This is a genomic window from Streptosporangium sp. CA-115845, from assembly GCF_050943795.1.
GTDB lineage: Bacteria > Actinomycetota > Actinomycetes > Streptosporangiales > Streptosporangiaceae > Streptosporangium.
Map to the genome: position 1 here is coordinate 1,452,754 of NZ_CP191988.1, position 21,330 is coordinate 1,474,083.

At 71.1% G+C, this 21,330-nt stretch carries 18 protein-coding genes; 11 read left to right on the plus strand and 7 right to left on the minus strand.

Annotation, left to right across the window (positions count from 1 at the left end; genetic code table 11):
• Positions 1-121 precede the first annotated feature (121 nt).
• A complete protein-coding gene (locus tag ACQP0P_RS09035) occupies positions 122-2,602 on the plus strand; it encodes a glycoside hydrolase family 3 C-terminal domain-containing protein (protein ID WP_433373452.1) in 2,481 nt (826 codons plus the stop codon).
• 60 nt (positions 2,603-2,662) lie between these two features.
• Positions 2,663-3,712: a LacI family DNA-binding transcriptional regulator gene (locus ACQP0P_RS09040; protein ID WP_433373455.1), complete on the plus strand. Its 1,050-nt coding sequence runs from the start codon at positions 2,663-2,665 to the stop codon at positions 3,710-3,712.
• Positions 3,713-3,789: 77 nt separating this feature from the next.
• Here ACQP0P_RS09040 and ACQP0P_RS09045 read toward each other — a convergent pair whose 3' ends face one another.
• From ACQP0P_RS09045 to ACQP0P_RS09055, 3 genes are all read right to left on the minus strand, one after another.
• On the minus strand, positions 3,790-4,185 hold the full coding sequence (locus ACQP0P_RS09045) for an STAS domain-containing protein (RefSeq protein WP_433373458.1): 396 nt from the start codon (positions 4,183-4,185) through the stop codon (positions 3,790-3,792).
• A gap of 352 nt (positions 4,186-4,537) precedes the next feature.
• Complete coding sequence (locus ACQP0P_RS09050) at positions 4,538-4,906, minus strand: STAS domain-containing protein (protein ID WP_433373461.1); 369 nt, start codon at positions 4,904-4,906, stop codon at positions 4,538-4,540.
• Between the two features lie 57 nt (positions 4,907-4,963).
• Entirely contained in the window at positions 4,964-6,466 is a 1,503-nt protein-coding gene (locus tag ACQP0P_RS09055) for an LCP family protein (protein WP_433373464.1), read from the minus strand.
• Positions 6,467-6,532: 66 nt separating this feature from the next.
• Here ACQP0P_RS09055 and ACQP0P_RS09060 point away from each other — a divergent pair, with 66 nt between their 5' ends.
• Complete coding sequence (locus tag ACQP0P_RS09060) at positions 6,533-7,552, plus strand: glycosyltransferase family 2 protein (RefSeq protein ID WP_433381766.1); 1,020 nt, start codon at positions 6,533-6,535, stop codon at positions 7,550-7,552.
• 25 nt (positions 7,553-7,577) lie between these two features.
• On the opposite strand, the gene ACQP0P_RS09065 is transcribed toward ACQP0P_RS09060, so the two are convergent.
• Positions 7,578-8,930, minus strand: a complete 1,353-nt coding sequence (locus ACQP0P_RS09065; RefSeq protein WP_433373467.1) for an SDR family oxidoreductase — start codon at positions 8,928-8,930, stop codon at positions 7,578-7,580.
• Between the two features lie 155 nt (positions 8,931-9,085).
• Here ACQP0P_RS09065 and ACQP0P_RS09070 point away from each other — a divergent pair, with 155 nt between their 5' ends.
• From ACQP0P_RS09070 to ACQP0P_RS09105, 8 genes are all read left to right on the plus strand, one after another.
• Positions 9,086-10,714, plus strand: coding sequence for a CDP-alcohol phosphatidyltransferase family protein (locus tag ACQP0P_RS09070; protein ID WP_433373470.1), 1,629 nt, complete (start codon positions 9,086-9,088; stop codon positions 10,712-10,714).
• A 214-nt stretch (positions 10,715-10,928) separates the two neighbouring features.
• Positions 10,929-11,552: a DUF5941 domain-containing protein gene (locus ACQP0P_RS09075; RefSeq protein ID WP_433373473.1), complete on the plus strand. Its 624-nt coding sequence runs from the start codon at positions 10,929-10,931 to the stop codon at positions 11,550-11,552.
• 106 nt (positions 11,553-11,658) lie between these two features.
• Positions 11,659-12,393: a sugar phosphate nucleotidyltransferase gene (locus ACQP0P_RS09080; RefSeq protein ID WP_030907488.1), complete on the plus strand. Its 735-nt coding sequence runs from the start codon at positions 11,659-11,661 to the stop codon at positions 12,391-12,393.
• Positions 12,394-12,398: 5 nt separating this feature from the next.
• Positions 12,399-13,439: an iron-containing alcohol dehydrogenase family protein gene (locus ACQP0P_RS09085; protein ID WP_433381769.1), complete on the plus strand. Its 1,041-nt coding sequence runs from the start codon at positions 12,399-12,401 to the stop codon at positions 13,437-13,439.
• Positions 13,417-14,184, plus strand: coding sequence for a CDP-alcohol phosphatidyltransferase family protein (locus ACQP0P_RS09090; protein WP_433373477.1), 768 nt, complete (start codon positions 13,417-13,419; stop codon positions 14,182-14,184). Before ACQP0P_RS09085 ends, ACQP0P_RS09090 begins: the two co-directional genes overlap by 23 nt.
• A 196-nt stretch (positions 14,185-14,380) precedes the next feature.
• Positions 14,381-15,262, plus strand: a complete 882-nt coding sequence (locus ACQP0P_RS09095) for a glycosyltransferase family 2 protein (RefSeq protein WP_433381772.1) — start codon at positions 14,381-14,383, stop codon at positions 15,260-15,262.
• A gap of 13 nt (positions 15,263-15,275) precedes the next feature.
• Positions 15,276-16,151 (plus strand): sugar kinase, encoded by an 876-nt coding sequence (locus ACQP0P_RS09100; RefSeq protein WP_433373480.1) that lies wholly within the window; start codon positions 15,276-15,278, stop codon positions 16,149-16,151.
• A 119-nt stretch (positions 16,152-16,270) separates the two neighbouring features.
• A complete protein-coding gene (locus ACQP0P_RS09105) occupies positions 16,271-17,203 on the plus strand; it encodes a ribonuclease Z (protein WP_433373482.1) in 933 nt (310 codons plus the stop codon).
• A 186-nt stretch (positions 17,204-17,389) separates the two neighbouring features.
• On the opposite strand, the gene ACQP0P_RS09110 is transcribed toward ACQP0P_RS09105, so the two are convergent.
• The 3 genes from ACQP0P_RS09110 to ACQP0P_RS09120 are packed head-to-tail and all read right to left on the minus strand — an operon-like array spanning position 17,390 to position 21,145.
• The gene (locus ACQP0P_RS09110; protein ID WP_433373485.1) at positions 17,390-18,127 is read right to left on the minus strand and encodes an acetoacetate decarboxylase family protein; all 738 of its coding nucleotides are present in this window, start codon (positions 18,125-18,127) and stop codon (positions 17,390-17,392) included.
• Entirely contained in the window at positions 18,112-19,209 is a 1,098-nt protein-coding gene (locus ACQP0P_RS09115; protein ID WP_433373487.1) for a glycosyltransferase, read from the minus strand. The genes ACQP0P_RS09110 and ACQP0P_RS09115 overlap by 16 nt, the downstream gene beginning before the upstream one ends.
• A 49-nt stretch (positions 19,210-19,258) precedes the next feature.
• Positions 19,259-21,145: an acyltransferase family protein gene (locus ACQP0P_RS09120; protein WP_433373490.1), complete on the minus strand. Its 1,887-nt coding sequence runs from the start codon at positions 21,143-21,145 to the stop codon at positions 19,259-19,261.
• Between the last annotated feature and the right edge of the window lie 185 nt (positions 21,146-21,330).

The window sequence follows — 21,330 nt, forward strand, 5'->3', positions numbered from 1 at the left end:
CCCCTGGACACTGCCGCGCCGCCGTTTTGGACATTGACAGCACGCTGACGTCATGACGTACTGGAGAGCGCTCTCCAAGAGTGATCTACAACAGTGATCTCCAACGGTGAAGGGAAGCCACGTGAGCATCGACGAGTTCGACCGACTGGTGGAGAAGCTGGACCTGGAGCGTAAGGTGCGGCTGCTCACCGGGGCGACCGTATGGTCCACCCACGCCGAGCCGGGCATCGGACTGCGGGCCATGGTCACCTCCGACGGCCCGGTCGGTGTGCGCGGGGAGGGCTGGGACGAGCGGAGCACCTCGCTGACCCTGCCGTCGGCCACCGCACTGGCCGCGACCTGGGACGAGGATCTGGTGGAGCTGCTGGGTGAGCTGCTCGCCGCCGAGGCGCGGCGCAAGGGCGTGGACGTCCTGCTCGCCCCGACGCTCAACCTGCACCGCTCGCCGCTCGGCGGGCGCCACTTCGAGTGCTACTCCGAGGACCCCCTGCTGACCGGCAGGATCGGCGCCGCCTGCGTCCGGGGAGTCCAGTCCGGCGGGGTGGCGGCCACCGCCAAGCACTACGTCGCCAACGACTCCGAGACCGAGCGGCTCACCCTCGACGCCCGCGTCGACGAGCAGGTCCTGCACGAGCTGTACCTGGCGCCGTTCGAGGCCGCGGTGCAGGCGGGCGTCTGGGCCGTCATGTCCGCCTACAACGGGGTGAACGGGACCACGATGTCGGAGAGCCCGCTGCTCACAGACCCGCTCAAGACGATGTGGGGGTTTGACGGGGTGGTCGTGTCGGACTGGGGAGGGGTCCGCTCCACCGCTCCCTCGGCCCGCGCCGCGCAGGACCTCGCGATGCCGGGGCCGCAGGGCCCCTGGGGAGAGGCACTGGTCGCCGCGGTGCGCGCGGGCGAGGTACCCGAGGCCGCGATCGACGACAAGGTACGGCGCCTACTCAGGCTGGCCTCCCGGGTCGGTGCGCTGGACCTAGGCTCCGCCGTCCCACCGGAGCCCGCGGAACGGGAGGACCACGGCCCCGCCCGCGCGCTGCTGCGCCGGGCCGTCGTCGCGAGTACGGTGCTGCTGCGCAACGAGGGGGCGCTGCTCCCGCTGGACCCCTCGCGGCTGCGCAGGGTCGCGGTGCTCGGGCCGAAGGCCGCCGTCGCCAGGATTCAGGGCGGCGGCAGCGCGGGCGTGTACCCGATGTCCGTCGTGTCGCCCCTCGACGGCATCCGCGAGGCGCTGTCCGGCACCGCGGAGGTGCTCCATTCGCCCGGCCCGCACCTTGACGACCGGCCCACCCCGCTGGGCACGGAGAACGCCCGCAACCCGCTGACCGGTGAACCCGGCGTCCTGGTCAGGCTGCTGGACGCCGAGGGCACGGAGATCCACACCGAGCACCGGCTGACCGGCCGTGTCCTGGAACCGGCGCGGATCGACGCCGCGGCCACCGTCGAGATCCGCGCGCTGCTGAGCCCGGAGACGGGCGGCGCCTGGGAGCTGGCGGTGGCCGGATGGGGGCACGTGCTGCTGGAGGTGGACGGCCGCGTCCTGGTGGACGAGGAGGTGGAACGCGACACCGACGACCCCGCCACCGTGCACCTGTCCCCGCCGTACCGGCGGGTCAGGGTCCCGATGGCCGCGGGCAGGGAGGTGGAGCTCGTCTCCCGGCGGCGGCTCGACCCCGGCAGCGGGATCGCCTCGGTCCTGGCCGCCGACCCGTCCCGCCGAGCCGACGAGGTGGAGCTGGCGGCCGCGGTCGAGCTCGCCGGGACCTGCGACGCCGTCATCGTCGTGGTCGGCTCCACCGAGGAGATCGAGAACGAGGGCGTCGACCGTACCCACCTTGACCTGCCGGGGCGCCAGGACGAGCTGGTCCGCGCGGTGGCCGCGGCCAACCCGGCCACCGTCGTGGTCGTCAACTCCGGCGGCCCCATGGGCCTGCCGTGGCGCGAGGAGGTGGCGGCGCTGCTGCTGAGCTGGTTCCCCGGCCAGGAGTACGGGCACGGCCTGGCCGACGTCCTGTTCGGCCGCGCCGAGCCCGGCGGCCGGCTGCCCACGACCTGGGCGGAGCGGGCACTCGTCCGCACGGCCCCCGACGGCGGGACGCTCACCTACGCCGAGGGCCTGGACATCGGCTACCGCGGCTGGTTGCGGCAGCCCGAGCCGCCCGCGTACTGGTTCGGGCACGGGCTCGGCTACACGTCCTGGTCCTACGACAGCCTCACACTGCCCTGGGAGGCCGCCCCCGACGGCTCACTGCCGGTCCGGGTACGGCTGCGCAACACCGGCGAGCGCGCCGGGCGCGAGGTCGTCCAGGTCTACCTGTCCCGGCCGGAGACGGGCGTGGCCCGTCCCGTGCGCTGGCTGGCCGGCTACGCCCTGGCCGACGCGGGGCCCGGCGAGGTCGTCGACGTCACGGTGGACATCCCGGCGAGGGCCTTCCAGCACTGGTCGGCCGAGCACCACGCCTGGCGGGCCGAGGAGGGCGCCTTCACGCTGCTCGCCGGACGCTCGGCCGCCGACCTGCCGTTGAGCGTCGAGGTACTCGCCGGCGAGCAGGCGCCGACCCCGCGGAAGCCCTCGGGAGAGCGCTCTCTCGCTGTGCTATAAAAGCTTATCGACGTACTCCCCACAGCTGAGGCCGGGGGTCTTCACGCTTAAGGAGAGGTTATGGGCGAAGGCCTGCCGCGGGTGTCGGCACCCCCCACCCTGGAGGATGTGGCACGGGCGGCGGGGGTCTCCCGGGCCACGGTCTCGCGCGTGATCAACGGAATTCGCAATGTCGATCTCGCGATCCAGGAGAAGGTCAGGCAGGCGATCGCCCTCACCGGCTACGTGCCCAACCAGGCGGCGCGCTCGCTGGTCACCCGGCGGACGGGGGCGATCGCCCTGATCGTCTCCGGGGCCGGCGGTGACGAGGAGAACCCGTTCCCCGGCCATGTCTTCGCCGACCCGTTCTTCGGGCGGGTGGCCGGGGGGGTCGTCGGTTTCCTGCGCCCGCTGGGCATCCACCCGATCCTGATGTTCGCCGACACCCCGGAGAGCCGCGACCAGGTCATCGCCTACCTGCGCCAGGGCAACGCCGACGGGGCCATCCTGGTCTCCATCAGCGCCGAGGACACGCTGCCCAGGCTGCTCGCCGAGGCCGCGCTGCCCACCGTGCTCTTCGCCAGACCGGCCAGGCCGATCCCGATCAGCTACGTCGACGTCGCGCACCGGGCCGGGGGCAAGCTGGCCGCCGACCATCTCGTCGCCCGGGGCTGCCGCCGGCTGGCGACCATCTCCGGCCCGCTCGACGTCCCGGCCGGCCAGGACCGCCTGGCGGGCTTCCAGGAGGCGATGGCCGTCCACGGCCACCCCTACATTCCCTGCGTGGAGGGCAACTTCACGCTTGCCAGCGGCGAGGCGGCGATGGAGCGGCTGCTCGCCGAGCACCCCGACATCGACGGCGTCTTCGCGGCCAACGACCTGATGGCCCAGGGCGCCCTGCTGGTGCTGCGCCACCACGGGCGCCGGGTGCCCGACGACGTGGCCATGGTGGGCTTCGACGACAGCAGCGCGGCACTGGTCTGCCGCCCGCCGCTCACCACGGTCCGCCATCCCGTCGAGGACATGGCCGCCGAGATGGGACGGCTGCTGCTGGCCCACATCGAGCAGCCGGACCACCCGGTGACCTCACGGATCTTCGAACCGACCCTGGTGATCAGGGAGTCGGCCTGACCCCGGAGGCCGGCAGGGCGGCGAGGGGGGCGTGAGACGGCCGTGGTGGCCGCCTCCGTCGGTGTGGCGGGGCCTGCCTACCGGTCGGCGAGGGGGGTGATCGCCTGGACGGACGGTGCGTGCTGGGGGCAGCCCGGCGGGGGGCCCATCGTCTCCAAGCGCGAGATCACCGTGAAGGAGGCCTCAAGGTGGGTGAGCTTCAGCAGCTTGAGGACCACGGGTGGCGCTCCGGCCAGGAGCAGCGGGGCGTCGCGCTCGCGCGCGTACCGCTTGACGCCGATCAGCGAGCTCAGGCCGCAGGCGTCGATGAAGGTGACCCCGGAGAGGTCGATGATGACCGTGCCGTGGCAGGCGTCGATGGCTTCCTGCACGCAGTCGGACAGTTCCGGCCTGGTGGCCAGGTCGAGCTCGCCGGCCACCGTGATGACCACGAAGCCGCTCGCGTGTTCGCTCGTGAGTTGAAGTGCGTTCATCGCCCACTTCCCTGCAGGCTCACGTGAATGTACGTATCCGGCCGGGGAGTGTCACTCTGATGTCCGGCCTCAGCTCGTCCCCCGATCGCGTCTTGCCCGGCGCGAAGAAGGATGGACGATCTGAAGCCACGATACTCCCTAACGGTGCGAACCATCGCTTTCCGTGATCGTGTAGCTTCGAAGCGAAGTGTAGATGCCTACCCGTATATGTGCCAGCTATTCGAGGAAACAGTTTGCCGGTGGCGCGTGCCGGCCTTCGGCCGGAGGGCTCGAAAAGGGCTGGGAGGGTGCTGCGAGAGTTGCGGAAGAGGAGGGTGGGTCGGCTGGGAAAGCTGCTCTGAGCTGGGGTGATTCAGTTCGTCGAGTGGCTCGGGGTCAGTGCGTCCAGCGCCTCGCGCAGGCTGCCGCGCATCTCGAAGTGCCGGTCGAGATTGGTGATCGTCAGCAGATGGGTGATCATGCCGGGACCCACCACCAGGATGAGGCGGCAGTGGGCCTCCCTGAGCCGGGTGAGGGTGCCCACCAGGACGCCCAGCCCCACCGAGTCGCAGAACGGCACCTTGGTCAGGTCGACCACCAGACCCGGGACGCCGGCACCGTCCAGGACGCGGTCGATCTCCGCGCGCAGCCGGGGAGCGACGGCCAGGTCAAGCTCACCGGTCGCCCGCACGACCGCGCAGGGACCACTGCGCCACGTCTGAACATCGAATGTTGAGATCACGGTCACCACCTCCGTGTCCCGCTGACTGCCCTGGCCGAAGATTGTTATGCGTATAAATCACTTTTTGCAGATGTTCTCCGTGGCCGTCCTCGCCGTTGGGGTCGCCAAGGGGGAGGCGGTCGGAGTCGCCGGTGCGGCCGTCCCCTTCACGGTGACCTTCTTCGGCGGCGCGTGTTTCAGGCCGACGACCACCTCGATCGCGTCACCGAGGCTCTCCACCCGGCGCGACTCCGCGCCGGGTAGCGCGGCGGCGACGGTGCGCGCCGAGTCCTCGCGGCCCGGACCGTACCGGACGACCGTCTTTTCGAAGCCCTTCTGCGGGGTGTTGCCGGCCGTCTCGGGCACCAGGAATCCGACCTTCTGCAGCTCGGCCCTGGTCTGCGCGCCCAGCCCCTTGATCGTGGTGCCGTTGAGAACCCTGAGGGAGATCCGCGCGGGCGGTACGGTCAGCGCGGGAGCCGAGGGTGAGGCCGAGGCGCTCGGGGTGGGCGTGGACCCGGCGGGTTTGGCCGGCTTGACGAGCGTCTCGTCGGCGGCGATCCGGCGGAACAGTTCCTTGGCCGCGTCGGAGTCCCAGAGCACGGCGGACTCGCCGGTCGGTGTCCGGTAGTCGACATCGGCGAGCGGGACCGTGGCGAAGGCCACGTCGTCCGTGGAGACGTCCTTGAGCTGGTTGGCCAGGCCGAGCAGGTCCTTGCGGAGCGCGTCGTCCACCCGGACCGTGTCGAGGGCGGTGTCGACGAACGAGGCCAGCCTGATCGGGTTGGTGAGCGTGTCGCCGCTGAGTGCCTGGTTCAGCAGCGCGGAGATCACCTGCTGCTGGCGGTCGATGCGGTCCAGGTCGGAGCGGGCGGTGGCCCGGGTGCGGGCGTAGGAGAGGGCCTTGACGCCGTCGAAGGAGTAGGTGCCCGGCTCCAGGTTGAGTGCGGTCTTCGGGTCGTTGATCGGGACCGGTGTGCAGACCGAGATGCCGCCGAGCGCGTCGACCACGTTGATGAAGCCGAGCACGTTGACCTCGACGTAGTGGTGGAGGGTCAGGCCCGTGGCCGCCTGCACCGTGCGGGTCGCGAGCTTCGGGCCGCCGAGCTGGTAGGCCGCGTTGATCTTGTGCTGGCCCTTGCCGGGGATCGTCGTCCAGGTGTCGCGGGGGAGACTGACCACGGTGACCCTGCGGTGGTCCTCCGACAGGTGGATCACCATCATGGTGTCGGTGCGCTCGCCGCTCTCGCGGCCCAGCTTGAGCTGGTTCTGCTGCTTTCGGGTGAGATCGTCGCGCCTGTCGACGCCGACCACCAGGATGTTCATCGCGCCGCTGCTCGGCCGCGACTCCTGTAGCCCCGCGTCGACCGACTTGATCTTTGTCGTCGCGTAGTTCGTCAGCGCCCACGTCACTCCGGAGCTGCCCAGGACCAGGCACGAGAGGGTGCCCGCGATGACGAGACCGCGTCGCCTGGTGCGGGCACCCCTGGCTGACCTGCGGTCACGTCTCGGGTTCAATCGGACGCTGCCGTAGGCGTCGCCGCCCACGTGCACACCCGAATCCTCATGCGGGTCACGCATGCATGGCCCCCTAGGCTCCTGCTGGGTCGATGAGGTACCCGTTCGTACAGTAGCGTGAGCGACGCCATGAAGCAGTTCCCCGACTCGCCCGCGCCGGCGTCGTCTTCCGAGACACGTGTCTGGCCTCCGATCTCCATCGTCATCCCGGTGCTGAACGAGGAGCGCCATCTGCGGGAGGCGGTGCGTCAGGTGCTGTCGCAGCGGTACGAAGGACCGATCGAGGTCGTCCTCGCGATCGGCCCCTCCCGCGACCGCACCCAGGAAGTCGCCGACGAGATCGCCGCCGACGACCCCCGTGTGATCGTGGTCCCCAACCCCACGGGCCGCACTCCCAACGCGCTCAACGCCGCCATCGCCGCGTCAAGCAACAAGATCATCGCCAGGGTGGACGGCCACGCGATGCTCCCCGACGACTACCTCCGGGTCGCGGTCGAGACCCTTGAGGAGACCGGCGCGGACAACGTGGGCGGCATCATGGCCGCCGAGGGCGTCACGCCGTTCGAGCAGGCCGTGGCCCGCGCGATGACCTCCAAGATCGGTGTCGGCGGCGCCAGATTCCACACCGGCGGCACCGCGGGCCCGGCCGACACGGTCTACCTCGGCGTGTTTCGCCGGGAGGCCCTGGAACGGGTCGGCGGCTACGACGAGCACTTCCAGCGGGCCCAGGACTGGGAGATGAACCACCGCATCCGGGAGACGGGCGGCCTGGTCTGGTTCCAGCCCCGGATGCGCGTCTCCTACCGGCCGAGGCCCAACCTCAAGGCCCTCGCCAAGCAGTACTTCCACTACGGCCGCTGGCGCAGGGTGGTCGCCCGCACCCACGAGGGCACGATCAACCTGCGCTACCTGGCGCCGCCGCTGGCCGTGCTGGCCATCCTCGCCGGCCTGGTGGTCTCCCCCTTCCTCTGGCCGGGTCTGCTGATCCCCGGCGGCTACCTGGCGGCGATCCTGGTCGGCTCCGCGGTCACCGGCAGCGGCCTGCCGGCCCAGGCACTCACCCGGCTGCCGCTGGTCTACGTCACCATGCACATGTCATGGGGTTGGGGTTTTCTGACCAGTCCGAGGAGGCTCGGCAAGCCGGGCTGACCCACTTCACCGAGGCGGGAACCGGTCAGGGGCGGACATCGACCACCTGACCGGTGACGCCGGAGGCGAGCACGTCCAGCGAGGTGCGGGCGACGGTGCGCGGGGCGTCGCTCCGCCCGGGAACGACGCAGTTGACCCGCACCCCGTAGCAGGCCCATTCCTCCGCCAGCGCCCGGGTCAGACCGGCCACCGCGGCACCCGCGGCGGAGCGCAGGCTGTCATCGGCCCCCTCGACCCGGGCGGGGGAGTGGAACAGCAGGTGGCCCCGGGTCTCGCGGAGATGGGGGAGGGCGGCCCTGGCGATGTTGACCGGGCCCAGGTGGTGCACGTTCATGCTCTCGGCGATCGCGCTGTCGTCCACCGCGTCGAGCCGGCCCGCGGGCGCGGCCCCCGTGGCGTTGACCACGTAGTCGATCCCGCCCGTCTCCTTGGCGGCGTGGGCGAGCGCGTCGGCCACGGCACCGGGGTCCTCGACGCGCACCCCTTCGAGCGACCCGGAGAGGTCGGACGGCCCGGGGAAGCGGAACACGCGGGCGCCGTGCTCTCCGGCCAGCTCCGCCACCTCGGCGCCCGCGCCGAAGAGCACCACGGTCCTGCCCTCCATCGCCTCGCGCAGGGCGGAGGCCGAGGCGGAGGGAACGTCGCTCGCGGCGAGCCGCAGGAGCGTGTCGGCGATGAGGAGGTCCACCGGGTGGGTGACCTTCATGTTCCGCTCGCTGCCGGTCACCACGTGGATCGGCACCTCGGGCAGGTAGCGCAGCACCACGCCGCAGTCGTCGGTGGGCGGCCGGTCGCCGAAGCCGGGGTCGGCGAAGGCCCGCTGGTACGCCTCGCGGATCACCGAGAGCCGGAAGCACTGCGGGGTCTGGACGCGGCGCAGGGTGGCACGGTCGGGGACGTCACGGACGATCTCCCCGTCCGGCCCCTGCGAGGTCACCACGATCGTGTCGGAGCTCGGGATCGCCACCTCGACGGCCGAGCAGGTCCTCAGCGCCTCGACGCAGTCGGTGATGATCCTCCTGTCCGCCAGCGGGCGTACGGCGTCGTGCAGCAGCACGTCGCACTCCCGTGGCCCCAGGGCCCGCAGCGCCCGCCAGGTGGTCTCCGGGCGGCTCTGGCCGCCCTCCAGGACCTGGGTGACCTTCGCGAAGCCGTTCCGCTCGACGATCCGCTCCACCTCCCCGGTGAAGCCGGGCGCCATCAGTACGATGACCTCGTCGATCTCCGGTGCCTCCTCGAACAGGGCGAGGGTGTGTTCCAGGATCGTCCGGCCCGCTATCTCCAGCAGCTGCTTGGGGGTGCCGAGGCCGACGCGCCGGCCGACGCCGCCCGCCAGGACCACTCCGACGGTTCGAGGACGCGGTTCACGTTCGGCCAAGATCAGATTCCTTTGACAGTTCGGATATGGCGAGCGTAATGGGTGCGTACCCGATCGTCCGGCGTGCTCCCGTGCTATCCCGTCAAGATCTAGCTACCCTGAGTGCGCACTCCCCGATTCGTACGGTGATCCCGTCGGATACGAAGGAGCCCGGATTGCCTGACTCTCACGCCGCCTCCCAGACGGCCGCGGTCGTGCTCGCCACCACCGAGGCGTCCGCCCTGCGCTGTCCCGCCGGAACGCTGCTCGACCGGCTGACCGGACAGCTTGCCACACTCTCGGTGCGGGAGGTGCACGTGGTGGCCCGCTCCAGCGACATCATCCACGCGCCCGGCGGCACCCACATGATCGGCGCCGAGGGGTCGCGGGGGCTCGCCGACGACCTGCGCAGGGTCGCGAAGGTGGCTCGCTCGTCCATCGGCCCCGTGCTGCTGGTCGCCGGTGACCTGGTGGCGCACACCGAGGCGCTGGCCATGCTCACCGAGCATCCGGCCCGTGACACCCGCGCGCTGGTGAGCGAGGGCGAGAGGGGCGCGCCGGGGCCGTCACGTCCGCCGGTCAGGATCGACGGCGGGAACGTGGTGGTCGCGGGCACCTCCTTCCACGAGGTGGGCGAGGCGGGCGGCACCTTCAGGGGCGCGCTCCAGGTAGGAGTGTCCGACCTGACGCGCCTCGCCGAGGCCGCAGAGACGCTCGCCGAGCTCGCCGAGGCGGGTGGCTTCGGCCCGATGGACGCCGGCGAGGCCCCACAGCTGCTCCTGGTCGGTCTGGTCCGCGCCGGTGTCCCGGTGCGCGCGGCCGGGCTCGGCCGGCTGCACGGCGACCGGATGGTCGAGCAGGCGGACGTGGACTCGGTGGTGCCGAGGCTGGCGGAGGTCGACGAGGCCGAGGCCCGGCTGGACGGCGCGGTCAAGACCAACGACGGCTTCTTCGCCACGTACGGGGTGAGCTCCTGGTCCAGGCACCTGGTGAAGCTCGCCGCCAGGCTCGGTCTGACGCCGAACGCGATCACCGGCATGTCCGTCGGCCTGGCCGCGCTCGCCGCGGTCTGGTTCTCCACAGGCACCCGGCAGGCCCTGATCGCCGGGGCGGTCCTGCTCTACCTGTCGTTCGTGCTCGACTGCGTCGACGGCCAGCTCGCCCGCTACACCCGGGCCTTCTCGCCGTTCGGGGCCTGGCTGGACGCCACCTTCGACCGGGTCAAGGAGTACGTCGTCTATGTGGGCCTCGCCTTCGGGTACGCGGCCGGGCTGGACGCCACCGGCGGCGGACCCGACGGCATCTGGGGGCTCGCGGTGGCCGCGATGATCCTGCAGCTGCTCCGGCACATGATCGATTTCTCCTACGCGGGGGCGCGTGCCGACGCCGCCCGGGTGGGCGCGGCCTGGGCCAGGACGCCGGGCTCGCCGGGTGACCCGGCCGATGACGCCAGAGGGCCGGTGCCGCGCCGCGAGCCGGAGCGGCAAGCCGCACCGGTGGGTACCGGTGCCGTGCGGGCCGCGGATGGCGGGGCCGGGCAGGACACCGGGAGAGCGGCCGGGGACGGCGACGGGCTGGGTACGGGCAACGCGATCGTGCGGCTCTCGCGGACCATGGAGAAGGCGTCCCCCACCCGCTGGTTCAAGAAGATCATCGTGCTGCCGATCGGGGAGCGGATGGCCCTGATCGCGGTGACCGCCGCCCTCTTCAACGCCCGGGTGACCTTCGTCGCGCTGCTGGTCTGGGGTGGGATCGCCGCGACCTACATTCTCGCGGGCCGGATGGGCAGGTCGTTGAGCCGGTGACCGGAGACGGCGGGCGCGCGGCAGGGCGGGGTAGGCCCGCCACGAGACGGGAGACCCCGGTGTGGACGGGGGCTCCGCCGGGGTGGCGGTTCCCGCCGTCGAGTTGGCCGGTCACGGGATCGGCCGGTCCTGCCACGAGGCGGGCGGTGTCCGTCGTGGGGCGGGCAGGAGTGGTCGGGCTTTCCGCGGGGCGACTGGGAAAACGGATGTGATCATGGTTTCTGTGCATATGGCGCCGGTGCCGCGTAGTGTCGTGGTCGCCTACCGGGACGACGGGGTGCCGTCGAGGGCCATGGGCGCACTGGTCGCCGGGCAGCTACCGCCGCTGCCGCCCGCCATCGTCGGGATGTTCGTGACCGGGGTGCTGCTGCTGGTCGGCGTGGCCGGCACCGACGGGCTGGCGGTCTTCGCCCCCGCGGTGGCGCTGCTGCTCGCCGGTCCGGGCAGCTCCCACCCGCACGACGGCCGGCTCGACTGGCTGGTACCGCCGATCCTGCGTCTCACCGAGTACGGTTTCGTGGCCTCGGTGGGCTTCGCGCACGACGTGCCGCCGTGGCTGATCCTCATGCTGCTCGGCGCGATGGCCTTCCACCACTACGACGTCGTCTACCGCCTCCGGCAGCGGGTCTACCCGCCGGCCTGGCTGGCCACATCCGGCTTCGGCTGGGACGGCAGGATGCTGCTGGTCGCCCTCGGCGGCCTCGCCGGGCAGGTCACGCTGATGTTCGTGCTGCTCTCGCTGTACCTGTGGTGCCTTTTCAGCTGGGAGAGCATCACCTGCTGGCTGGCCGCCCCGAGGTTCGGGACGGACGCGGCCGACCTCGGCGCACACGATTGAGAACACCCGGCAAACCCTCGATTACACGATCAGGGCCTGAAGGCAACTAACCTTTGGGGCCTAGGAGTGCCCGCCGGGAGGCTCTCACCCGAATGAGGAGTGCGCGTTGCTGGGAATGGTGCTGGCAGCCGGGGCCGGACGGCGTCTGCGGCCGTACACGGACACGCTGCCCAAGGCGCTCGTGCCGGTCGACGGCGACACCACGATCATGGACATCTCGCTGCGTAACCTCGCGGCGGCCGATCTCCGCGATGTCGTGGTCATCGTCGGTTACCAGGCGCAGGCCGTACACGAGCGCAAGGCCGAGCTGGAGCGGCGGCACGGCGTGAAGCTCACCCTCGTGCACAACGACAAGGCCGAGGAGTGGAACAACGCCTACTCCCTGTGGTGCGCGCGCGACTACTTCGACCAGGGTGTGCTCCTGGTCAACGGTGACACGGTGCACCCCGTCTCGGTGGAGGAGACGCTGCTCTCCGCGCCCGCGACCACCGACATCCTGCTCGCGGTCGACGACGTCAAGAAGCTCGCCGACGAGGAGATGAAGGTCACCCTCGACGGCGGCCGTCACCTGCGGCTGATCACCAAGCTGATGGATCCGGCCGAGGCCGCCGGTGAGTACATCGGCGCCACGCTTATCCGTCCCGGCATCGGCGAGCGCCTCGCCGACGCCCTCCAGGCCACCTTCGAGCGCGACCCGCAGCTCTACTACGAGGACGGTTACCAGGAGCTCGTGGCCCGCGGCGAGAAGATCGCGGTCGCCCCGATCGGCGACGTCCCGTGGGTCGAGGTAGACAACCACGACGACCTCGCCAAGGCGCGGGAGATCGCGTGCCGATACTAGCCAGGATGCTCCCGGCGCCCCTTTCCATGGAGGTTCGGCGGGGCGCGATCGCCCAGCTCGGTTCGTTGCTGGCCGACAGCAGAGTGGCGACCTCCGGACGGGTGGCGGTGGCGGTGGGTCCGGGCCAGGGAGACAGGATCACCTCGGTGATCGCTCCCTCGCTCGGCGAGGCCCAGATCTTCCGGGTGCCCGACGGTTCGGTGGACGAGGCGGTCTCGCTCGGCGCCGACCTGCGCAAGGGCGCGTACGAGGCGGTCGTGGGCATCGGCGGTGGCAAGACCATCGACGTGACCAAGTACGCCGCGTCGCTGGCCGGAATCCCGATGGTGGCGGTGGCCACCAACCTGTCGCACGACGGGATCTGCTCGCCGGTGGCCTCGCTGACGCACGACGGCGGCAAGGGCTCCTTCGGCGTGCCGATGCCGCTGGCCATCATGGTCGATCTCGATTTCGTTCATGACGCGCCCCCGTCGCTGGTCCGTTCCGGGGTCGGCGACGTGGTCAGTAACCTGTCGGCGATCGAGGACTGGCAGCTCGGCGCGGGCGAGCGCGGGGAACCGATCGACGGCCTGGCCTGCGCGATGGCCCGGACCGCGGCGGAGGCGGTGATCGGCAGGTCCGACTCGATCGAGTCCGACGGGTTCCTGACCGTGCTGGCCGAGGCGCTCATCCTGTCGGGCATGGCGATGGTGGTCGCCGGGTCTTCCCGTCCTTCGAGTGGCGGAGACCATGAGATCCTGCATGCCGTGGATCAGCTTTTTCCCGGTACCTCCAATCACGGCGAGCTCGCCGGGATAGGTACCGCGTTCTGTTTCTTCCTTCGTGAGGACTCGCGGAGGCTCAACCAGGTCGTCGACTGCCTGCGCGGACACGAGCTGCCGGTCACCCCCACCGACGTGGGGCTGTCCACGGCCCAGTTCACCGAGGCGGTCATGCTGGCGCCGGCCACCCGCCCCGGCCGCTACACGATCCTTGAGCACCTGCGTCTGTCGGAGCCGGAGATTCGCGATCGGGTGGAGGATTATGTCCGGGCCGTCGGTCGCTGAGCTCCGTGCGGTGGCCCAGCCGCACTCGACCATGGAACGCAACAGCGGCGAGCACTGGGCCGGCGTGCTCTACATGCGCAAGCTGTCGATCTACGTCACCTGGTTCCTCGCCAAGACGCCGATCACGCCCAACCAGACCACCTGGCTGATGATCCTCACCGGATTGCTGGCCGGGGCGGTGCTCGCACTGCCCGGCCTCTGGTCGGCCGTGCTGGCGGCACTGCTGGTCCAGCTCTACCTGCTGCTCGACTGCTCCGACGGCGAGTTGGCCCGCTGGACCCGGCGCACCTCCATCACCGGCGTCTACCTCGACCGGGTCGGCCACTACTTCGCCGAGGCCGCCCTGCTCATCGGGCTGGGGTTCCGGGCGTCGGAGATCCTGCCCGACTGGTACACCGTGACGGGCTTCGCCGCGGCGCTCGGCGCCATCCTGATCAAGGCGGAGACCGACCTGGTCGACGTGGCCCGCGCCCGCTCCGGGCTGGTCGCGGCGAGTGAGGCCTCGGCCGAGCACTTCCAGTCGCGCGGGCTGGGCCTGGCGCGTAAGGCCGCCGCGGCGCTGAGGTTCCACCGGATCGTGCAGGCGGTCGAGCTGTCCCTTCTCGTCGTGGTCGCGGCGATCTGGGACGCGATCAACGGAGGGCTGGCCGCGACGAGGGTACTCGTGGTGGCCTGCGTGGTCGTCGCGGTGCTGCAGATGATCCTGCATCTGATCAGCATTCTGGCGTCCAGGCGGCTTTCATGAGGAACCGGATGGCGTCCGGGCGCGTCGTAGGTGCGAACACCTTACTGTTTGGCGGGTGTTCGCCGACGGTTCCGATACGCTTGTTTCCCGGTAAACAAGGAAGCATTGACCCTGCCAGAATTGCCCGATCCAGCAGACTCGGTGATCATGAACGTATGCTCCGTACGTGCTTTCGACGCGTCAAGGCGATGACCCGTTGAAGATCTCGTGCGTCATCCTCACCATGGGTAACCGGATCCCAGAGCTGGACCGGGCGGTCGAGTCCGCGCTGAACCAGGTCGACGGCGACGTCGAGGTGGTCATCGTCGGCAACGGCACCGATGTTCCCGAGCTGTCGGCCACCGTGCCCGAGGGGTCCTCGGCCTCGATCAGAAGCGTGCGGCTGAGCCACAACGCGGGCATTCCCGCGGGCCGCAACCGTGGCGTCGAGGAGTGCACGGGCGACGTCGTCCTCTTCCTCGACGACGACGGCTGGTACGCCGACCAGGGGCTCGTCTCCCACCTGCGGGAGCGCTTCTCCACCGAGCACGACCTCGCGGTCGTCTCCTTCCGGGTGAAGGATCCCGACGGCGGCATCGGCCAGCGCCGCCACGTTCCCCGCCTGCGGGCGGGCGACCCCGAGCGGTCCTCCCCGGTCACCACCTTCCTGGGCGGCGCGTGTGCCATCCGCCGGTCGGCGTTCCTCCAGGTCGGCGGGCTTCCCGAGCGCTTCTTCTACGCCCATGAGGAGACCGACCTGGCCTGGCGGCTCCTCGGTGAGGGCTACCGCATCGAGTACGACGCCAAGACGGTCATGTACCACCCGCAGGTCCCCCCGACCAGGCACACGGACTTCTACCGGCTCAACGCCCGCAACCGGGTCTGGCTGGCCCGCCGTAACCTTCCCTGGGTGCTCGCGACGCTCTACCTGCTCAACTGGAGCGTGCTGACCCTGATCCGCGAGCGCTCGGGGCCCGCCCTGCGCGCCTGGTTCAAGGGCTTCGGCGAGGGGCTCAGAGAGCCCGCGGGGGAGCGTCGCCCGATGGGCTGGAAGACCGCCTGGCGCATGCTGCGCCTCGGCCGCCCACCGATCGTCTGAGTCCCGCTCCGGTATGGACGTCTACACTCTCGGCGAGGCCTTCGGCGTGGTCACCAGCGGCCGGATCCGCCATGAGCACGAGGCCAGGCTGGACGTCGCCGGCGCCGAGTTCAACGTCGCGATCGGGCTGTCCAGGCTCGGCCACCGGGTGAGCTGGCTGGGCAAGGTCGGCGGTGACGAACTGGGGTCCAGGATCCTCACCGTGCTGCGCGGCGAGGGGGTGGACGTCTCCGACGTCCGGGTGGACGAGGGATCGCCGACCGGGATGCTCCTGAAGGAGTCGAGGCTCGGTCAGGCCGCCAGGGTCACCTACTACCGCACCGGCGCCAGGCTCGCCCAGGGGAACGTTCCCGTCGACCGGGTCGCGGCCTCGCGCGTCCTGCACGTCAGCGGGATCACCGCCGCGCTGAGCGCGCGCGACGCCATGCACGCCGCGGTACGGGCCGCGCGGACCGCGAGGGTCCCCGTCTCGGTGGCGATCGACTACCACGACCAGCTCTGGCCCGACCTGCGGGAGGCCGAGGAGATCCTCAGCGTGCTGGCCTGCTCGGCGGACGTGCTGTTCGTCCGGCAGAGCGAGCTCGACCTGGTCAAGCCCGCGCTCACCGGAGACCGCGAGGTCATCGTGATGCGCGGTGCCCGGGGGGCGAGCGTCCGGGTCGACGGCGTCCGCCATGACGCCGCCGGCGTCTCCGCGCCGATGGTCGATCCCAACGGCTCGGGGGACGCCTTCGTCTCGGGCTATCTCAGCGCGGCGCTGGAGGGACTGCACCCGACCGACCGGCTGCGCCGCGGGTTCCTGCTCGCCGCCTTCGCCTCGTCCGGCCCCAGCGACTGGCAGGGCCTCCCGACCAGAGCCGAGCTGCCCCTGCTGGAACTCGACGGCTGACTCCGTACCGGGGCCACCGTGCCACGCGACCCGCCGCCGGGGCGCGGGACTCCCCGAACGGCCGCCGAACGGGTCGTTATCCGGTCGCTCGCCACCCCCGGTTAAGTGATCATTGACGTATGTCCGCACGTGAGATTGTTGTGCTCGGTTCCGCCAGTGCGGTTCCCACCCGTACCCGTAATCACAACGGCTACCTGCTGCACTGGGACGGACACGGCCTGCTGTTCGACCCGGGAGAGGGGACGCAGCGGCAGATGATTCACGCCGGGTTCAGCGTGCACGACGTCAACTGGATCTGCCTGACCCACTTCCACGGCGACCACTGCCTCGGAGTGCCGGGGATCGTCCAGCGGATGTCACGTGACGGGGTGGCCGAGGCGAACGCGGCCTTCCCCGCCAGCGGTGCGCTCTACTGGGAGCGGCTGCGGCACGCGACGATCTTCCACGACACCATCCGGATCCGTGAGCAGCCGCTCGGCGGCTCCGTGGTGGAACTCGACACCGCCGACGCGCCGTTCACCCTGACGGCCCGCCGGCTCGACCATCCGGTGGAGGCGTACGGCTATCGCCTGGTCGAGCCCGACGGCATCACCATGCTGCCGGACGAACTCGCCGCCCGAGGCGTGCACGGCCTCGCCGTACGTCGGCTGCGGGAAGACGGCCAGGTCACCGCTCCGGACGGCACGGTGGTGACCCTGGGCGAGTGCAGCGTGCATCGTCCCGGGCAGCGGTTCGCCTTCATCATGGACACCCGCCTCTGTGACCCGGTCTTCGAGTTGGCCGACGGGGCGGATCTGCTGGTCATCGAGTCGACCTTCCTGGACGAGGACGCCGCGCTGGCCCGTGACTACGGCCATCTCACCGCCGGCCAGGCCGCCAAGGTCGCCTCCGAGGCCGGCGTCCGGCGGCTGGTCCTCACCCATTTCTCCGAGCGGTACCGCGCCGAGGACGAGCACCGCTTCGCCGAACAGGCGGCCGCCGCGTTCCGTGGCGACGTCGTCGTCGCCCACGACCTCGACCGCGTCCCGGTTCCGCCCCGCAGACGGGTGTGAACGCCGCCTGCCCGTTCGCCGGGCGTTGATGCCGGCCGGGGAGGCTCTGTCCCAGGCCGGCGACAGCGGCCTGGGACACATTCGGTGAAGGCGGTACGGCTCCGCCAGGCGCCCGCTCTGGCCTATGTCATGGGCGCGGTGGTCGAACCACGGGCTCTGGTGGTCGCGGCGGCCGGCCGGACCCCGCTACGGTTCCTTGGCCTCGTTGAAGGTCATGGCCATGTGGGAGACCGTGGTCGTGGCCAGGGCTCGTTTGGGCAGGCCGAGTTCGCTCAGTTCCCTGGCGATCGGGTGGTTGCCCAGGCGGATCAGGGCGCCGCCGGGGCGGGTGCGGATGCCGCGGGGGGACATCGACCACGGGATGCGGCGGGTGACACCGTCTGAGTGGCTGTAGGCGTCGAGGGCGGTCATCATGCCGGTGCCCGGCACCGGGACGCCGGGTTTGATCAGCAGGTCCAGCACCAGGCGGCCGTCCTTACGCAGGATGCACCGCTTGTAGGGGGAGGACGTGCGCAGGTCGATGTCGGCCAGTTCCTTGGGAAAACCCCAGATCGTGCGGCCCGCCTCCAGGGTGAGACCCTGGTCGACCGGGAGCCAGTGGACGAACGCCCCGGCGCCGGTCCTGCGTAGCTCGGACAGGTTCGCGCGCAGCCCGCCGCCGGGGGCGTGGTCCGCGCCGGGCGGCCTGGCCAGGAAGGCGATGCCGAACTCGTGGTAGGGGCCCAGGTCGCCGTCGCGGTAGTCGGCGAACAGCAGCGTGCACAGGGCCTTGCGGGGCAGCACCTCGGCGACGTCGAGGTGGGAATAGGCGATCACGGCCCGTGCGGCGTCCGCCCGGACCAGGTAGGAGGCGCTGCAGACCATGGCGTCTCGGACGCGGACCGGCATGGCGATCTCGCGCCCTTGAATCAGATGGCGTGCCATGCCTCCAGTAGACCAATCTCCAGGCCGGACGTCACCGGTCTGCCCGCCCATTCCTCCAACCGCCCGACGAACGCGCCCGCGTGGTCCGGCCAGTTGTGGTGGGCCAGGGCCTCGGCGTGGCCGCGCCCGCCCATCTCCGCGGCCCCGGTGGGATCGTCCCGCAGCGTCAGCACCGCGCGCACCACAGCCCCGACGTCGCCGAAGGGTACGACGATCCCGCAGCCGGCCCGCTCGACCAGGGCGGTGACGGCGGGCAGCGGCGTGGTGACCACGGGGACGCCCCGGGACATGTAGTCGATGATCTTGGCCGGTACGGGCCGGTGACCGGGCGCGTCGTGCGGGAGCGACAGCCCGGCGATCGCCCCCTCGGCCATCCGCAGCGCGTGCCGGTTGGGCACGTAGCCGTACCAGTCGAGCAGGCCCTCCCGCTGCGCGTCCCGGAGCAGCGGCCTGACCCCGGCGGCGGCGGCGCCGATCAGGTCGAGCCTGATCCCGTGGGGGAGCAGCCGCCTGGCCGTCTCGATCAGCTCGGCCGCACCTCCCGCCTCGGAGAGGTGACCGATGTGGACCACCCGGTCGCGGCCGGGCCGCGCGGGCGGGTTCTCCGGTACCCAGGCGGTGTTGGGGACGACCGGGTGGGGCAGGGAGAAGCGGTCCCGGTAGGAGTCGTCGGCCAGGATCAGGTGCAGCCGGTGTTCCGCTCGGGCCTCGATCCGGCGTGCCGGCGAGGGCAGGGCCCGGTGCGGTGTGGCGCCGGCCTCACCGCGTACGTCCCAGACGGTGGCGGGGCGGCGCCTGGGCAGGCGGGAGAGCAGCTCCGGGTCGTACACGATCAGCAGGTCGGCGCCCTCGACCCCGCGGCTGAGAGCTCCCCTGGCGGCCTTCAGCGCGCGCCTGCGGTGGTCGCCGGTCGCCCGGGGCACGTCGATCGCCCGGATCCGCGGATCCGGAGTGACGTTGCAGTCGGTGAAGGGGGCGACGTAGGTGATCTCGTGCCCGGCGTCGAGAAGCGCCCGGATCTGCCGATGCGCGATCCGGGCGTCTTCTGGATGATGAACGATTGTCGCGACGCATACCCGCATATGCCGATGCTGGGTGGCTGTTCCGTCAGCACCGGATGGGTTGAGTTAATTACCGGGGAACTGCCGCTGAACTCTCCTTGGCGGCGGGCGCGGCCTCGGTGGCGGGTGCGGCCTTGGCGGCGGGGGCCGAGGACGGTCGCCGGTAGAGCCATACCAGCCTGGGTTCGAGCAGCCACTTGAAGAGTTTGCGGGTCTCCGGCAGGCAGAGCACGATGGCCAGGGCCAGCGAACTCGACGCGATCGCCGCCACGCCCAGCGGGCCGTACAGCCAGGGGAAACTCAGCCAGCCCTGGTCCTTGGCGATGACCACCACGACGCCGTGCAGCAGGTAGGCGTACAGGGTGCGGGTGCCGAGGTCGGAGAACCAGGTCTCGCGGCGGGGCACCAGCGCGAGCACCGCGGCCGTCATGATCAGCGCCGCGACCAGCACGGCGGCGCGCACGCCGAAGCCCATCCACCAGGACATGTCCATGGCCTTGAAGCTGTAGCGGAAGTAGATCGGGTCGCGCGGGACGTGCGGCGCGATGAGGATCGCCACCCCGGCGGCTCCGACCAGGACGACCGCTGAGGTGAGCTTGACCCAGGTGGGCTTGAGCAGGTCGAAGTGCTCGGGCTTGAGCAGCAGGCCGAGCACGTAGAACGGCAGCAGGCCGAAGAAGCGGTCGATGCTGAAGTCGCCGGAGATCTCGGAGAAGCCCGCCGCCATGTAGATGACCACCGCGACCAGCAGCGGTTGCCGCATCCGGGTCCAGATGGGGGTGGAGATCCGCCAGAGGACCAGGGCCACCAGGTACCAGTTCAGCCAGGCCGGATCAATTATCGTCAGCGTCCACTTCTGGCCAAGCCCGTAGCGGAGCAGCGCGTAGCCGATCTCCACGACCACGTACGGGATCAGCAGCGTGTCGACCAGCTTGTTGATCTTCGCGTTGGAGTGCCAGAAGTTGCGCCCCAGGTAGCCGCTGATCAGCACGAACGCCGGCATGTGGAACATGTAGGTGAACAGGTACGCCGCGCTCGCCGAGTCCGCCTTCAGGGTGGGAACCAGCGAGTGGCCCATCACCACCAGGGCGATCAGGACGAACTTCACATTGTCGAGATACGGTTCGCGCTTCTTCTTGGCAGGGGGAGTCGCGGGCTCCTCCTCGACCTGCGGCTCGCGCTCCCGCTCCGCCCGCAGCTCCTGCTCGGCCTGCGGGCCCTGGTTCCAGAACGAGGGTTCGCTCTCCCGGCGGTTGTTCTCCCAGTAGGAGAAGGGGCGCTCGCCGCCCGCGGGCGGCGGCTGCCGGGGGGGCATGGGGGTCTGCGGGTGCCCGGTGCCCGGGAACATCCCGGGACTCGCGGGCTGCCCGGGAGCCTGGGGCGATCCCTGGCCGGGCGCCTGGCCGGGTGCCTGGGGCTGGGGGGCGACGTAGGGGTGCGTGCCCGCCTGCGGCTGCGACACGGGCGGCGGGGCCCAGTCAGGCCGGGGGAGGGGCACCTGGGGGGCGCCCTGCGGGGAGGGGGCTTCCCCCGCCCAGGACGACTCCTGGGCCCACACCGCGCTCTCCTGGGCCCATGTGGTGCTCTCCTGCGTCCAGGACGGGCCGTCCTGACTCCACGGCTGGGGCGTCTCGCGGCCCCAGGTGGACTCCTGGGGCACCGGTTCGGGCTCCAGGGGCTTGGACAGGTCGAGCGGGTCGCCGGGGTAGGGCTCCCGGTATGCCGGGTAACCACCCCACTCGGTGACCTCGCCGGGGCTCTCCTCCTCCCGGGCGTACCGGGACGGACGGCCGGCGGCCGGGCCACCGCCCGGCGGCTCCGGCCACGTGGGCTGGTGCCCGCCGGGCGGCTGCGCCTGGCCGGGCGTCGGCCACGGGGCGGGCTTCCGGCCCTGCCCGCCGTCGGAACCGCCGTCGTCCTGGGGGGCCGGCACCTGGAAGGATCGGATGTCGCTCACGAGGGGAAGGCTCAGCTATCTGTCGGAGACCGGGGAGTAGTCGGGCAGACTGGCGGGGGCGCCCGGGGCGGGCCGGGTGATCGTTCGCCTCGCCGCCCCGACCACCCTAAACCGAGTGTGAGCCCGCTGTCGCACACACGCACTCTGATTAGGGAGGTTCTCGGGTAATCGTGACTGTCCAAAAC